Origin of the sequence: Sphingobium nicotianae (genome assembly GCF_018603885.1) — a bacterium.
Classification (GTDB): Bacteria; Pseudomonadota; Alphaproteobacteria; order Sphingomonadales; family Sphingomonadaceae; genus Sphingobium; species Sphingobium nicotianae.
Genome location: NZ_JAHGAW010000010.1, coordinates 146,883 through 160,533, shown reverse-complemented (window position 1 = coordinate 160,533; position 13,651 = coordinate 146,883). Strand labels below are relative to the sequence as shown.

The 13,651-nt window shown below is 65.2% G+C and carries 15 protein-coding genes and 1 tRNA gene; 9 read left to right on the top strand and 7 right to left on the bottom strand.

The features are described 5' to 3' along the window. Positions 1 to 143: 143 nt before the first annotated feature. Positions 144 to 1,709, top strand: a complete 1,566-nt coding sequence (locus KK488_RS15580; RefSeq protein WP_250890511.1) for an antirestriction protein ArdA — start codon at positions 144 to 146, stop codon at positions 1,707 to 1,709. A 1-nt stretch (position 1,710) separates the two neighbouring features. Then, a complete protein-coding gene (locus tag KK488_RS15575) occupies positions 1,711 to 2,007 on the top strand; it encodes a hypothetical protein (RefSeq protein WP_250890510.1) in 297 nt (98 codons plus the stop codon). A 126-nt stretch (positions 2,008 to 2,133) separates the two neighbouring features. On the opposite strand, the gene KK488_RS15570 is transcribed toward KK488_RS15575, so the two are convergent. Further along, positions 2,134 to 2,208 (bottom strand) — tRNA-Gly (locus tag KK488_RS15570). Positions 2,209 to 2,439: 231 nt separating this feature from the next. Here KK488_RS15570 and KK488_RS15565 point away from each other — a divergent pair. Continuing rightward, entirely contained in the window at positions 2,440 to 3,351 is a 912-nt protein-coding gene (locus KK488_RS15565) for a tetratricopeptide repeat protein (protein ID WP_214624622.1), read from the top strand. Continuing rightward, entirely contained in the window at positions 3,344 to 3,976 is a 633-nt protein-coding gene (locus KK488_RS15560) for an LON peptidase substrate-binding domain-containing protein (RefSeq protein ID WP_214624621.1), read from the top strand. Before KK488_RS15565 ends, KK488_RS15560 begins: the two co-directional genes overlap by 8 nt. A 27-nt stretch (positions 3,977 to 4,003) precedes the next feature. Here the strand turns inward: KK488_RS15560 and KK488_RS15555 are convergent, their stop codons facing one another. Continuing rightward, on the bottom strand, positions 4,004 to 5,146 hold the full coding sequence (locus KK488_RS15555; protein ID WP_214624620.1) for a L,D-transpeptidase family protein: 1,143 nt from the start codon (positions 5,144 to 5,146) through the stop codon (positions 4,004 to 4,006). A 109-nt stretch (positions 5,147 to 5,255) separates the two neighbouring features. Between KK488_RS15555 and KK488_RS15550 the strand changes: the two genes are divergently transcribed. Beyond that, the gene (locus tag KK488_RS15550) at positions 5,256 to 5,855 is read left to right on the top strand and encodes a murein L,D-transpeptidase catalytic domain family protein (RefSeq protein ID WP_214624619.1); all 600 of its coding nucleotides are present in this window, start codon (positions 5,256 to 5,258) and stop codon (positions 5,853 to 5,855) included. Positions 5,856 to 5,858: 3 nt separating this feature from the next. Here the strand turns inward: KK488_RS15550 and KK488_RS15545 are convergent, their stop codons facing one another. Together KK488_RS15545 and KK488_RS15540 are read right to left on the bottom strand one after the other, a co-directional pair. After that, positions 5,859 to 6,119: a response regulator transcription factor gene (locus tag KK488_RS15545; protein WP_349356907.1), complete on the bottom strand. Its 261-nt coding sequence runs from the start codon at positions 6,117 to 6,119 to the stop codon at positions 5,859 to 5,861. A 197-nt stretch (positions 6,120 to 6,316) separates the two neighbouring features. Then, positions 6,317 to 7,936, bottom strand: a complete 1,620-nt coding sequence (locus KK488_RS15540; protein ID WP_214624617.1) for an MBL fold metallo-hydrolase RNA specificity domain-containing protein — start codon at positions 7,934 to 7,936, stop codon at positions 6,317 to 6,319. A gap of 275 nt (positions 7,937 to 8,211) precedes the next feature. On the opposite strand from KK488_RS15540, the gene KK488_RS15535 reads away from it, so the two are divergent. The 4 genes from KK488_RS15535 to KK488_RS15520 are packed head-to-tail and all read left to right on the top strand — an operon-like array spanning position 8,212 to position 11,048. Then, positions 8,212 to 8,445 carry a hypothetical protein gene (locus tag KK488_RS15535; protein ID WP_214624616.1) on the top strand — a complete coding sequence of 78 codons (234 nt, stop codon included), beginning with the start codon at positions 8,212 to 8,214 and terminating at the stop codon, positions 8,443 to 8,445. A 51-nt stretch (positions 8,446 to 8,496) separates the two neighbouring features. After that, complete coding sequence (locus tag KK488_RS15530) at positions 8,497 to 9,009, top strand: Hsp20/alpha crystallin family protein (protein ID WP_214624615.1); 513 nt, start codon at positions 8,497 to 8,499, stop codon at positions 9,007 to 9,009. Between the two features lie 6 nt (positions 9,010 to 9,015). After that, positions 9,016 to 10,614, top strand: coding sequence for a bifunctional aminoglycoside phosphotransferase/ATP-binding protein (locus KK488_RS15525; protein WP_214624614.1), 1,599 nt, complete (start codon positions 9,016 to 9,018; stop codon positions 10,612 to 10,614). Between the two features lie 5 nt (positions 10,615 to 10,619). Then, entirely contained in the window at positions 10,620 to 11,048 is a 429-nt protein-coding gene (locus KK488_RS15520) for a universal stress protein (RefSeq protein ID WP_214624613.1), read from the top strand. A 44-nt stretch (positions 11,049 to 11,092) separates the two neighbouring features. Here the strand turns inward: KK488_RS15520 and KK488_RS15515 are convergent, their stop codons facing one another. The 3 genes from KK488_RS15515 to KK488_RS15505 all read right to left on the bottom strand — a co-directional run bounded on the left by KK488_RS15515 (position 11,093) and on the right by KK488_RS15505 (position 13,532). Then, complete coding sequence (locus KK488_RS15515; protein WP_214624612.1) at positions 11,093 to 12,085, bottom strand: 1-phosphofructokinase family hexose kinase; 993 nt, start codon at positions 12,083 to 12,085, stop codon at positions 11,093 to 11,095. 74 nt (positions 12,086 to 12,159) lie between these two features. Further along, positions 12,160 to 12,816, bottom strand: coding sequence for a BON domain-containing protein (locus KK488_RS15510; RefSeq protein ID WP_214624611.1), 657 nt, complete (start codon positions 12,814 to 12,816; stop codon positions 12,160 to 12,162). Then, the gene (locus KK488_RS15505) at positions 12,813 to 13,532 is read right to left on the bottom strand and encodes a sensor histidine kinase (RefSeq protein WP_250890544.1); all 720 of its coding nucleotides are present in this window, start codon (positions 13,530 to 13,532) and stop codon (positions 12,813 to 12,815) included. Before KK488_RS15505 ends, KK488_RS15510 begins: the two co-directional genes overlap by 4 nt. Between the last annotated feature and the right edge of the window lie 119 nt (positions 13,533 to 13,651).

Genomic DNA, 13,651 nt, shown 5'->3' with positions numbered 1-13,651 from the left:
AGCGGGTGAAGGTATCAGAATAAAATACTATAAACAAACAATATTTTTTGCTATAATCGCCCACACAGAACCTGCACAGGCACGGCGGATCAAGTACTTAGCTCGCCATTCTGCACAGTTTCTGCACAGTGGGAAGCGAAGAGATGAAATTCATCACCGACAAGGAGCAGATAAAGCCCGGCCTCATCATCTTCCGCCGTGGCGATGTCGGGCACAGCAATTTCTACTGTCGGGTGAGAATCCAGAACGAAGATCGCTACAAGACAATCTCGCTGCACACGGCGGATCGGCAGACTGCGCGCGACCGCGCGATGGATCAGGATGCCGACATCCGTTTCCGGGTGAAGCACGATGTTCCTGTGTTCAATCGGCCCTTCCTTCAGGTTGCCGAGGAATATGCCGAAGCGCAGCAACGGCGCGCCAATGCTGGCGAGATCAGCCAGGCGCGCGCGATGAATATCAAAAATAAGGTGGCTGGCCCACTTAACGCCTATGTGGGCAGCGCGCAGGTGCATCTGATCGGTCAGGATCGCTGGTCGGATTATCCGCTGTGGCGGCGGGAGAACGGCACCGGTCGTCGCAACGCCATCATCAGCGATTCAACCATCCGCATCGAGATGACCATTTTTGCGGCGATCATGAATTTCGCCATCAGCAAGAAATATGTGCCTGCCAGCCATCGGTTCGAGGGGATGCCCAAGCTCAAATCCGCGCGGCGTGACGAGTTCACGCTGGAGGAATATCGCAAGCTGCACACGACGGGGCGCAAGTGGATGAAGGAAGCCACGACACCCCAAGGCGTCTGGTATCGCCAGATGTGCTACAACTTCATTCTCATCATGTGCAACACCGGCATGCGTCCGCCCGAGGCCAAGAATCTGCGCTGGCGTGACGTCACCAAAGCGAAGGACAAAGACGGCAACGACATTCTGGTTATCTTCGTGCAGGGCAAGGGCAAGACGCGCCAACTCATCGCACCTCAGAGTGTCGGCGACTATCTTGAGCGCGTGCGCGCGCTTTCAAAAGCCACCAAGCCCGATGATCCCGTCTTCACCATCATCAACGGCAAGCCTGCCGTCTGGCTTTACCGCGATACCGTCGAGGAGCTGCTGAAATATGCCAAGCTCCGCGACGGACCGAGCGGCATTCCCCGCACCACCTATTGCTTCCGCCACACCTATGCGACGTTCACCGCCACCGAACAACCCCGCATCTATGTGGCCTGCCTTGCGGCATACAATAACGGCTACATTCATGGCACTTGGATAGACGCCGCTCGCGAGCCTTGGGCACTATGGGGCGATGTCGAGTCCATGCTGGCCGCGTCCCCGATCGCCGACGCCGAAGAATATGCAATTCATGATTACGAAGGGTTTGGCGCACTGCGTATCAGCGAACACGCCAGCCTCGACCGTGTGGCGGAATTAGCCGCGTTCATTGCCGAGCATGGCGCGTTAGGCGCGGCAGTGCTTGACCATTACAGTGGCGATTTGGAAGAGGCACAGGAGGCGCTGAGCGACTGCTACCTCGGTGCATATGCAAGTCTTGCCGACTATGTGCAGGACGTGACCGAGGAAACCGCCGCCGTTCCCGCATCGCTTCGCTTCTATATCGACTGGCAGGCGATGGCGCGCGATGCAGAACTCAACGGCGACCTGTTCACGGTCAAGACCGCGTGGGACGTGGTGCATGTGTTCGCGGCGCGTTGATATGGAGCCGCAAACCTATCGTTTCACATGGCAGGGCATCGAAATCGAGGCCATCTATCACCCGCATAAATGGGGCGGCGTCATCGCTCATCTGGAAATCCGCAGCATCAAGCCCGAACGAGCACCGCTGCCAATCACCGGCACAGGCTATCTCTCGCATTTCCACCAGCCCAGAACGGTCGAGGCATTGGGCGGCGATGTTGTTGCGCAGGTAAAAGCATGGCTGGACGAGGAAGCAACCAACCCGGAATGGCAGGCGCACAACGCCGCTAGCAGACAGGGCGAGCTATTTGGGTGAGGCGCAAGAATTCTTTGCGGACCTCACAGCAAACAAATCCGCAAAAATTTCTACACAATTCCTACACAGGCAGAAATCGCCATTTTTTGCACTTGTTTTTCAATATCTTGGGAGAATCCCAAGATTTGGAGCGGGCGAAGGGATTCGAACCCTCGACCCCAACCTTGGCAAGGTTGTGCTCTACCCCTGAGCTACGCCCGCTCTGGCGGTCGCTCGGGCAGGCCCGGCGACGGGTGAGCGGCGCACCTAGCATCGCGCCTGTGGGGCGGCAAGTCCCTTTTACCACCTTTTCCAAAGAATCCCGCATGCCCTTGCGAAGCGGGCGCATTCCACCCCATATGAGCGCGCAGGCGTGGTTTCGGGTGGGGCGGACGGCCCCGGCAGAGCCGTGATCGCACCGCGAAAACAGCGAGCGCAGCAGGAGAAGACAACGTGGCGACCCTGGGGTTGAGCGAGAGTGACAAGCAGGCCGTTGCAGCGTTCCGCCGCGACGTCGTGGACCCGTCGCAGACCAGGCTCGTCATCGTCGATTTCTGGGCGGAATGGTGCGGCCCGTGCAAGCAGCTCTCGCCGATCATCGAGAAGATCGCGGCCGAATATGCCGATCGCGGCGTCCTGCTGGTCAAGATCAACGTCGACGAGAACCGCTTCATCGCCAGCCAGTTTCGCGTCCAGTCGATCCCGACCGTCTATGCCGTCTTCCAGGGCCAGCCGGTCGCCGATCTCTCGCAGGCACGGACCGAGGGCCAGTATCGCCAGATGCTTGACCAGATCCTGTCGCAGCTCCCGATCGAGAGCGAAGCCGGCCAGCGCGCGCAGGATATCGCGCCTTTGCTCGCCATGGGCGAAGAGGTGCTCGCCTCGGGCGATGCGGAGCGGGCGCTGAGCATCTTCGGACAGATCAGCGAGATGGCGCCGGACAATGCCGATGCGATCGGCGGTCAGCTCCGCGCGCTCGCGGCATTGGGCCTGGCCGACGAGGCCGACGCGCTGCTCGCCGCGATCCCGGCCGAGATCGGCAAGGATCCCGCGATCGAGCGCGGCCGCGCCGCCATCGCGCTCGCCCGCTCGGCGACGCCGGGGGTCGATGTCGGCCCGCTCAGGGCCCGCTTCGCGGCCAATCCGGACGATCATGAGGCGCTGTTCGAGCTGTCCTCGGCGCTGATGGCGAACGGGGATCGTGACGGCGCGGCCGACGCGCTGCTCGAGAGCATCGCGCGCGATCGCGACTGGGAGGAGGGCAAGGCGCGCGCGCAGCTTCTCCAGCTGTTCGAGGTCGTCGGTCTGGAGGATCCGTGGGTGCTCGCCCAGCGCCGTCGCCTCTCGGCCATCCTCTTTGCCTGAGGACGCGGCTCCGACGCGGCGGCTTGCCATCTTCCCGCTCGGCGGCGCCGTGCTGTTCCCGCGCGCGCACCTGCCCCTGCACATTTTCGAGCCGCGCTATCGGGCGATGGTGAGCGAGGCGATGGCCCGCGATCAGCGCATCGGCATGATCCAGCCGAGCGGTCCGGGTGAACCCGCGCCGCTGTTCACGATCGGCTGCGTGGGCCGCATCGCCGAGATCGAGGCGCTGGAGGATGGCCGCTTCAACATCATCCTGGCCGGTGAATCCCGCTTCCGGATCGCGCGCGAGCTGCAGGTGCCGACCCTGTTTCGCCAGGTCGAGGCCGAGCTGATCGACACGGACGGGGATGAGCCCGCGGTGCTCGCGCCGATCGAGCGCGCGGCGCTGGAGGAGGAGGCGCGCGCCTTCGCGGATGCGCTCGGCTATGTCGTCGAATGGGATGCCGTGACCTCGCTCGACGACGAGACGCTGGTCCACGCGATCGCGCAGATCGCGCCCTTCGACATCGGCGCCAAGCAGGCGCTGCTGGAGGCCGCCAGCCTCCCGGAGCGCTCCGAGCTCACGATCCAGCTCATGCAATATATGCGGCGGGGCGAGAGTCAGGGCAGCCAGCGGCTGCAGTAGCGTCGCCTCCCGCGCCGCGGGTCGACGTTACAGGCAAGTCCCCTCGCTCGTCGGTGACTTGGCGCCGCGGTCGCGATGATAGACGTCCGGGAAATAGCGGATCGCGCCGAGCGCATCGGGCTCCGCCGTGAAATAAGTGACATAGACGGGCACCGGGTTTGGCAGGTCGACCTTGATGGTCTCGCCTTTTTCGATCACCGCGTCGACCTGCGCGCGGTCCCAGCCCGGGCGGGCGGAAACGAGGGTGGTGGCGAGGCCGAGCGCATCCTCGACCCGGACGCAGCCATGGCTGAACGCCCGCACGTCCCTCGCGAACAGGCTCTGGCTGGGCGTGTCGTGCAGATAGACATTATAGCTGTTGGGCATGACGAGCTTCATGCGGCCCAGCGCATTGTTCGCGCCCGGGCGCTGGCGATAGCGCCCGTTCTCCAGCACATAGCCGCGCCCCGCCGCCACCGCCGGACGGTTGCGGACCATCGATGCGACGCCCTCCGCCGCGATCGACGGCGGAATTTCCCACCAGGGATTGAAGATGACCCCGCTCACCTGCGCGGCGAAGATCGGCGTCGGGGATTTGGACTTGCCCACCACCACCTTCCAGCGGCCGACCAGTTGCCCATGGTCCCACAGACTGGCCTCGAACGCGGCGGCATTGACGAGCAGGTAGCGGGACCCGAGATCGCGCGGCATCCACCGCCAGCGGTCCATGTTCGCCGCCAGCGTCGCGCGTCGCCCGGCGTTGCTCTCCAGCCGATAGGCTCGCCGCAGCCCCTCGTAAAAGGGATGCGACGGGCGGGACTGGAGGAACAGCTGGTCCAGCCGGTTTGCGCTGACGGCGTCCGCGACCAGCGATGTGGCGTCGCCCCAGGCTGGCGTCGGCGAGATCCGCCATCCCGAGCGCAACGACGCGTTGCAGCACCCGTCGCGATAGGCGTTGACCAGCCGCACCGCCACGCGGGTCGCTTCGGCGTCGAGGCTGGCTTCGTCGCCCGCCGCGATGCGTTCGCGCAGCAGCGCCGCCTCGGGCGTCACCGATCCGAGCCCGTCGTCAGCGGCCGAGACCAGCCACTCGATCAGCCGCTCCACCTGGGCGTGCGACCAGTGCGGTGCGGGGAGGGGAGCGGCCGCGCAGAGGGACAGGGCGGCAAAGGCGAGTAGGATGCGTTTCATGCCCTCTCATCGGCGCGATGGCCGGTTCGGACCATAAGGGTTTGTACGGACCTGTGTCGCACCCTCGCCCGTGACTACATTGCCAGGACAACTCGGACACCGGATCATCGTGCTTTCAAGACGCCGTTTCTTCTCGCTGAGCGCTGGCGCTCTCCTGTCTGTCCCCAGCTTCGCACGCGCAGCCGATCTTTCGGGCGGCCGCTCGCCCGCCTTGCTCGCGCGCGCCAGGGCCGCGCTCGATCGTCACGGCTCGCTCGTGCAGAACCGCGAGACGATCGGCATCGTCGATTTTGGCGTGGCGTCGCGCCTGCCGCGCTTTCACATCGTCAATATGTCGAGCGGCCGCGTCGAGACATTGCTCGTCGCGCACGGCCGTGGCTCCGATCCCGATCATAGCGGGTGGCTGGAGCGCTTCTCGAACGAGCCCGGATCCGCGGCCTCGTCCGCGGGCGCCTATCTGACCGGCGCGACCTATGAGGGCAAGCATGGCCTGTCGCGCCGCCTGATCGGGCTCGATCCGCAGAACAGCAATGCCGAATCCCGCGCCATCGTCATCCACAGCGCCTGGTACGTGAACAACGACATCGTTCGCCAGACCGGCAAGCTCGGGCGGAGCGAAGGCTGCCTGGCCGTCGCCGGGTCCGATCTGCCCCAGGTTCTGGAGCGTCTCGGCCCCGGCAGCCTCATCTACGCCGGCAAGGCTTCGTAGCGATCAGTTGAGATCGTTGGACGAGCCGATCGGCGCGAGCCTGCTGCGCTGCGGAAGCGCGATCGCGAGCAGGGCGGACAGGGTCGGCGCGCCGAGCTTGCGCATCAGCCGGGCGCGATGAATCTCGACGGTCCGGTGGCTGATGCCGAGTTCCCGGCCGATCTCCTTGTTGGTCATCCCGCAGACGAGACCGGAGAGGACATCCTGTTCGCGACTGGTGAGGCAATCGATCGACGGGTGCGGGGCCTCGCGCTGCCTGATCATCATACGTCCCCCGTGCAAGCGCCACGACCACCGCGAACGCCGTTCGAGCGCGCGCCTGCTGTCTTGCGGATGCCGCACCGGGACGGCGAGCTGGGAATAGTCACGGCCATTGATCGAAACCTCTGTCTGTCAGCATGGCATGACAGCCGATCGCGGGCGGGTCGCTACGTAATGGTCCCGATGGCGGGAAGGCCTGATCAGCCGGACTGGTGATCGGCGTGCCGCCGGGTGGATCGCGTCCGCTGCGCCTGCTTGTAGCTTTCGAGTATCTTGCGCATGTCCTCGATCGCCTGCTGACGGTTCGCGGCATCCTTGATGTCCGCCAGCTCGCGTTTCAGGCTCGTCGCAAAGGCGGCATAGCTGTTCTGCCAGTCACGTCCCACGGCCTGCTGCAGCACCGGATCGCCGGTCTTGATGCGTGCGGCCGGCGCGTTGTGGGAGAGCCGGTACACGTCGCCCAGTTCCGGCGCGACGATCGAGGCGGAGACATCGCGCGACTGGGCGAGCCTGCGCAGGGCTTCGATCGAGTTCGCCTCGCCATGCGACAGGAAAAGGCTGCCCGCGATGGGGCGCCGCGCCTCCATCCAGGCAAGGAGATCGTCCTGGTCGGCATGCGCGGAATAAGTGTCGATGTGACGGACCTGCGCGCGCACGACGATATCTTCTCCGGAAATCCGGACGCGCTTGGCGCCCTCCAGAATGACGCGGCCGAGCGATCCCTGCGCCTGGAAGCCGACGAACAGGATGGTGGACTCCCGTCTGAACAGATTATGCTTGAGATGGTGCCGGATGCGCCCGGCCTCGCACATGCCCGAGGCGGCCATGATGATGGCGCCCGAGACGGTGTTGAGGCGGATCGATTCCTGGACGCTGTCGACGAAATGAAAGGCCGTGTGCCGGAAGACGTCTGCGCCGCCCGTATCTTCCAACGATCCCGCATATTTGTCGAACACGCTGGTCGCCTGGCTCGCGAGCGGAGAATCGATGAAGACGGGCACGGAGGCGATGCGTTTGGCGTCGATCAGCGCGGCGATATCGAGCAGCAGCTCCTGGGTCCGCTCGAGCGCGAACACGGGAATGATGAGATTTCCGCCCAGCGTCAGCGCCGCCTTGATCTCCGCCTCCAGCGACGTGCGCCGCTCGGCGATCGTGAGATGCTCGCGCCTGCGATCGCCATAGGTGGACTCGCAGATCACATGGTCGAAGCCCGCGGGACTCTCCGGGTCCGGATAGAAGGCCTTGTGCTCAGGCCCCAGATCTCCCGAGCACAGGATATGGGTGCCGGCAATGTCGAGCTCGACCGATGCCGCGCCCAGGATGTGGCCGGCGTTCCAGAAGCGGGCGCGAAAGCCCGGGATCGGCTCGAACCATGTTTCGAGCTCCGTGGTCTGCGCCTGCCGCCAGGCGGCGAGAGCATCCTGTTCCGTATAGATCGGCACGAATTCCGCCTCGCCGGCCCTGTCCCTGCGCCTGTTGCGCCGCGCCGCTTCAGTTTCCTGGATGCGTCCCGCGTCCGCGAGCATGAATTCCAGCAGATCGGCCGTCGGCCTCGTGCACCAGATCGGGCCGTCAAATCCGTCGGCGACGAGTTTGGGCAACAAGCCGCTATGATCGATATGGGCATGTGTCAGGATAACGGCATCGACCTCTCCGGCATCGAAGGTGAAGGGCGCGCGATTGAGTGTTTCGAGAGTCCGTGAGCCCTGGAACAGCCCGCAGTCGACGAGCAGCCGTTTTCCGTCATGGCAAAATTCCATGCAGGATCCGGTGACCGTGCGGGCCGCGCCGTGAAAGCCGAGGGTGAGGTCTTTGGTCATGATGTCAGCGCACCTTGTGATGATGAAGACGGTGAAGTGGCGTCACCGAAATGAATGTGCCCGCATGGGTGAGTGGACGGCAAGGCAGAGCTGGTCCGCGCGGCGGCCCGGTTGCCGCGCGCTTGTCAGGTGCATCGCATCATTGAAGAATCCGTAATATCCCGGAGACGGCGGGGCGCCGGCTCATGGCGCCGCCAGCGAGGAGATAGGTAAACTTCCCAATGTGGTGGCAAGCCGGGGACATCTAATCTGCGCCGGACTCGATGGAGACCCGCATGCGAGAAGAGCCGGACCTCAACAGCGCCCAACCGCCGATAGGCCTTGCGAGCGCAACGCTGGCCGTATGGAGGCTGCCTTTCACCGTGTCGCTGGCCTGGTGGCATGCCGGTCTCGACCTGGCGCTCTTGAGCCTGCCGCATTCCCACCTCGTCCCGCATCATGACGAGCAGGGCCAGCTGGTCGTTCCGGAGCCCATCGAGGAGGATGGGGAGCATGCATTGTTCGCCTGATCGCGGATCGACGAGTCACTGAAATCAACCCCAGCGTAAGGAGAAGGTCAAATGAGCGATTCCAAGAAAATGCCGGTCGCGACAGCGCGGCCAGGTTCCCCGCTGCGTGATCTTGCCGCGCAGATGAGCGAGCCGGTCGGCTGGCTGCGATCCGAGATCGATCGACTGTTCGACGATTTCGGTTCGCCGGGCCGGAGCCTGTTCAACTTCGCACCGCGTGGTTTTTCGCCACTGATGCCGGCCCTTGAGATGGTCGAGGACGCGAAGGCCTATCGGCTGACAGCCGAGCTGCCGGGGCTCGAAGAGAAGGATGTGGAAATCAACGTCGCCGACGGCGTGCTCACGATTTCCGGCGAAAAGAAGACGGAAGAGGAGCGTCGCGAGGAGGGCTTCCTGCTCAGCGAACGGCGCTATGGCTCGTTCAAGCGCCAGATTGCCCTGCCGGCTGACGTCGATCCCGATCATATCAAGGCGAACTTCAAGCGCGGGGTTCTTACCCTGACTCTGGGCAAGGACGGGACAGCGGCCGCCCGCAAGCGGACAATCGCGATCGAGAAGGAATGAGCCTATATGGCAACGGCATCCTCGGCGCCCGCCTCGCCGGACGATCAGGGCGATGCCGTTGCATTTCTGGGCGGAGGCAGCGCCTTTGAAGGCAAGCGACCGATCCGCATCGACACGCATTGCGCCAGCATCTTCCTCGTCGGCGATCGCGCCTGGAAACTCAAGAGAGCCGTCAAGTTCGGCTATCTCGACTTTTCCACGGTGCAGAAACGTCGTGCGGCGCTCGAGGCCGAACTTGCGCTCAACCGCCGAACGGCTCCGCAACTCTATCTGGGCGTGCAGCCGCTGACGCGGAGAGCGGATGGGCAGCTCGCGATCGGCGGGTCCGGCGAGACGATCGACTGGCTGCTTGAGATGCATCGGTTTCCCGACGATGCGCTGCTCAGCCACCTGGCGGAACGCGGGCGGCTCGACGAGTCCATGCTCGCGGGGCTGGCGGATCGGATCCACGCGCTCCACGCGATGGTCGAGCCGGTGCCGTCGCAGGACGGCGCGGCTTCGTTCCGTCGCGTCGTTGAAGGCAACCTGGCGAGCATGGCGGCTTATCCAGCCGTTCTGGATCCCCGGATCGTGACGCATTTTGAAGCGGCGCTTCTGGAAAAGACGAAGGAAATGGCGCCGCTGCTCGATGCACGCGCCCGGCAGGGGCGCGTGCGACACTGTCATGGCGATCTCCATCTCGCCAACATCGCGCGGATCGAAGGCGTGCCGACCCTTTTCGATTGCCTGGAATTCAGTGCCGAGCTCGCGACGATCGATGTGCTTTACGATCTCGGTTTCCTCCTGATGGATCTCTGGCATCGCAATCTCCGGATGGAGGCGAACCTCGTTTTCAATCGCTATCTCGATCTGTCGCCGCCGGACGAGGGCGGCATCGCCCTGCTGCCCCTGTTTCTCTCCGTCCGCGCCGCGATCCGGGCCCATGTTCTGGCTGCGCAGAGCGTGCGAGCCGGTGACGACAGGGTTCTGGCGCGGGAAGCGCGATCCTTTCTCGACCTGGCGTTCAATGCGCTGAAGCCCGTTCCGGCGCGGCTGGTCGCGATCGGCGGACTTTCCGGCACGGGCAAATCGAGCCTGGCCCGCAAGCTGGGCGGAACGATCGGGCGAGCGCCCGGCGCCCGGGTTTTGCGGAGCGATGTCCTGCGCAAGCGACTGGCCGGTCTGGCACCCGAAGAGACGCTCCCTGCCGACAGCTACTCCGCGCAATCCGCCGCCCTGGTTTATCGGACGCTGGATACAGGTTGCGCGGAGACTCTCGCTGGGGGCCAGTCGGTCATCGCCGATGCGGTCTTTGCCCGGCGAACGGAGCGGGATCGGATCGAGGCGGTCGCGCGGCAATGCGACGTCGATTTCACCGGTCTCTGGCTCGAAGCGGATATGTCCGCGCGCATCGCTCGCGTCGAAACACGCGCCGCCGACGCGTCGGATGCCGATCGCAGGGTGGCGGAGGCCCAGTCGGCGCTCGACATCGGCGAACTTGGCTCGTGGCACCTCATTCCGGCGAGCGGCTCGCTGGATGACGTGACAGCGATGGCGCAGGTCTGGCTGAAGCATCCCCGGCGATGGAACGGGGGCCATGCGATGCCATATTCAGGAGGTGATTGATCGGCATGGAACGGATCATGGTTGCAACCGATGGCTCGGCCGGGGCCGATCGGGCGGTCGATCGCGCGGCATATCTCGCGCATTCGCTGTCGGCGGAGCTGGTGATCGTCACGATATGCGGCGATCTTGGCGCCAGCGATCTGCGCGCGCTCTCCAGGGCCGGGGAGGACATCGGCGGCGCACTTGACAGCGCGGCCGACCAGATCCTGGCCGACGCGACGGAGCGCGCGCATCGATCGGGAGCCGGCACCGTGCGGACGAATTCCGCGTGGGGCGATCCCGCCCAAGCCATTATCGAGATGGCGCGCAGCGAGGGCGCCACGATGCTCGTGGTCGGGCGTCGGGGCCGGGGGCGTCTGACGGGCCTGGTGCTGGGCAGCGTCTCCCAGAAGCTGACGTCGCTCGCCGGCTGCGCGGTGCTCGTCGTCCCCTGAGGGGGAACCAGGTTGCGACGCGACGCCGGATCAGGCAGACGCCGTTACGAGCCGTCTCCGACCACGTCGACATGCGGAATGCCGACGGAGGGCGGGCAGGGGCACTGCTCCCCCTGCGGAACCAGTTGGAACATCCGCTCCACATCCTCCAGCCGGCACAGGTCCGTCCCCGGCGAGAGGACGGCCGCCGCGCCGGCCGCCATGCCATAGCGGAACGCGTCGACCGGATCGCGCTCGCAGGCAAGCGCGAAGGTCATCGCCGCCAGGAAGCTGTCGCCGGCGCCGACCGTGCTCATCGCGGTAACCGGGACCGCGGGCAGGTGAAGATATCCCGACGCCTGCGCGAGAAGGGCGCCCTGATGCCCCATCGTCACCGCGACATAGGTCGCCTGCCCGCGGCGGACGATATGGGAGGCCGCGGCCGCGATGTCGTCCAGCGCCTCGAGCGGCTCGCCGACCAGATGCTGAAGCTCGCCGAGACTGGGCTTGAGCAGGAGGATCCCGCCATCGGCGGCGGCACATCTGAGCGCGGCCCCCGAGCTGTCGAGGACGAACCCGGTCCCGCGCGGCGCGACGAGACGCCGCACCCGGCTGTAGAAATCGTCCGGCACGCCGGGCGGCAGCGATCCGCTCGCCACCAGAATGTCGCACTCGATCTCGGCGAGATGGGCGAGGCACGCCTCCCATTCCGGCTGGCTGACCGAAGGGCCGGTGGGGACGAACCGATATTCCTTGCCGGACTCGCGTTCGAAGACGGCCGTGCTGATCCGCGTGTTGCCCGCGATGGGAATACGCGAGCGCACCATCTGGTGGATGTCGAGCAGCCTGTCGAAGGTCTCGCCCGTCGCGCCGCCCGCCATATAATGGGCCCGCGCGCATCCCCCCAGACGGGCGATGACGCGCGAAACGTTGATGCCCCCGCCGCCGGGGACATAACGTTCCTGGCGGGCGCGGATCTTGTGCGTGTGGAACACGCGGTCCGCTTCATAGGCCACGTCGATGGCCGGGTTCATCGTGAGGGTGGCGATCGTCTTCATGCCCGCAACGCTAGCACCGCGGCCCTCCGCGCCGAATAAGTAGAACTACGGGGCGGTCATCCGGCCCGCCGCGCTCAAAAGGAGACGACGATATTGTCCTCGACCCGCGAGACGCCGGGCGCGGACCAGGCGGCGCGCTCGGCGATGCGACGCTCGTTCCAGGCCTTGACGCTGCCGCCCAGCTTCACGGTGCCGCCGTCCGTCACGACGGTCACCGATTTGGCGTCCAGGTTCGCCTGCCGTTTGAATGCCGCCACGATGCGGTCCTTGATGTCGTGGGCCATCGGCATTTCGCTAACCTTGATCAGATCGTTGATGCCGACGACGCCGCTGATCCGGCCCGCCGCCTTGCGTGCCTCGTTTCTTTGGTAGAACCAGTCGACGGTTCCGGTCAGCGTGACCCAGCCATGCTCCACCTTCACCGTGATCCTGTCGGCCGGAACGAAGACATTCCAGCTGAACAGGTCGAGGATGCGCTTGGCGATCTCATGATCGGCCGTCTTCGGCTGGGAGGCGAAGCGGACCTTGATCTCCTCGGCGATGGCCTTCACGCCGGCGACGCGCCGGGTCGCCTTTTCGGCGGCCATCTTTTCGGGATATGTCCCGACATATCCCGAAAGCGTGACGACCCCGTCGTTCACGGCCACGCCGATGTCGGCGTGGTCCACGCTGGGTTCCCATTCGAGTTCGGCCATCACGTCGCGCTGCAATTCGCTGTCGGACTTCTTCATGATGCGTCTCCTATGTTGAGAGGGTCGCGCCCATCCGGCGCTCCGGATCCGTCGGCGGTCCGGTGGAGGACCAGCGGCAGGGTCATGCAGATCGTCGTGCCGGCGCCCTGCCGGCTTCGGATCAGAAATTGACCATGCGCTGCCCGCAGGAAGTGCCGCACGCGGCAGAGCCCCGCGCCGTGGGCATGGCCGGCGTCGGCGCCGCTCCGCGCATGGTCGAGCGCGGTGGCGGACATTCCGCGGCCATTGTCGGCAATGACGATCCAGGCCCTCGCCCCGACGATCCGCAGCCGAAGGCCAAGCCTGGTCGCGCCCGCCACCGCGGCATTTCTGACAAGCTCCAATAGGGCGGCGTCGAAGTCCGCAGGCACGATCCGCACGAGCGCCGGCGACGGATCGACGTGAAAATCGATCCGGATTCCATCGCCGGCCAGGGCGCCGATCATCACGCGCAGGCCGGACAATCTGGCACCGATGTCGATCGTCGCCACGTCCGCGTCCCGATGATCGTCCAGCAGGCCGGTGGTGAGCTCGCTCCCGCGTCGCGCCGCATCCTCAATGACGTCCAGCAGGACGGCGCGCTCCGCATCGTCGCGTTCGCGCTCGAACATCTGCTTGGCGGAGACGACGACACTGAACAGATTGCGCAGGTGGTGCACCAGCTCGCGTTGCGCCCCTGCGGGTTCGGTCTGATCGGACTGGCTCTGCAACTGCATCACGCCCCTCCTCGCTGTCGCCTATCTGTGCAACGGGGCGGGATAGACGCCTATGCGCAACATTCCGTAAGGGTCGGTCTGGGCGCGATCGGTGGCGGTGACCTCTTCTGCCCTCCGTA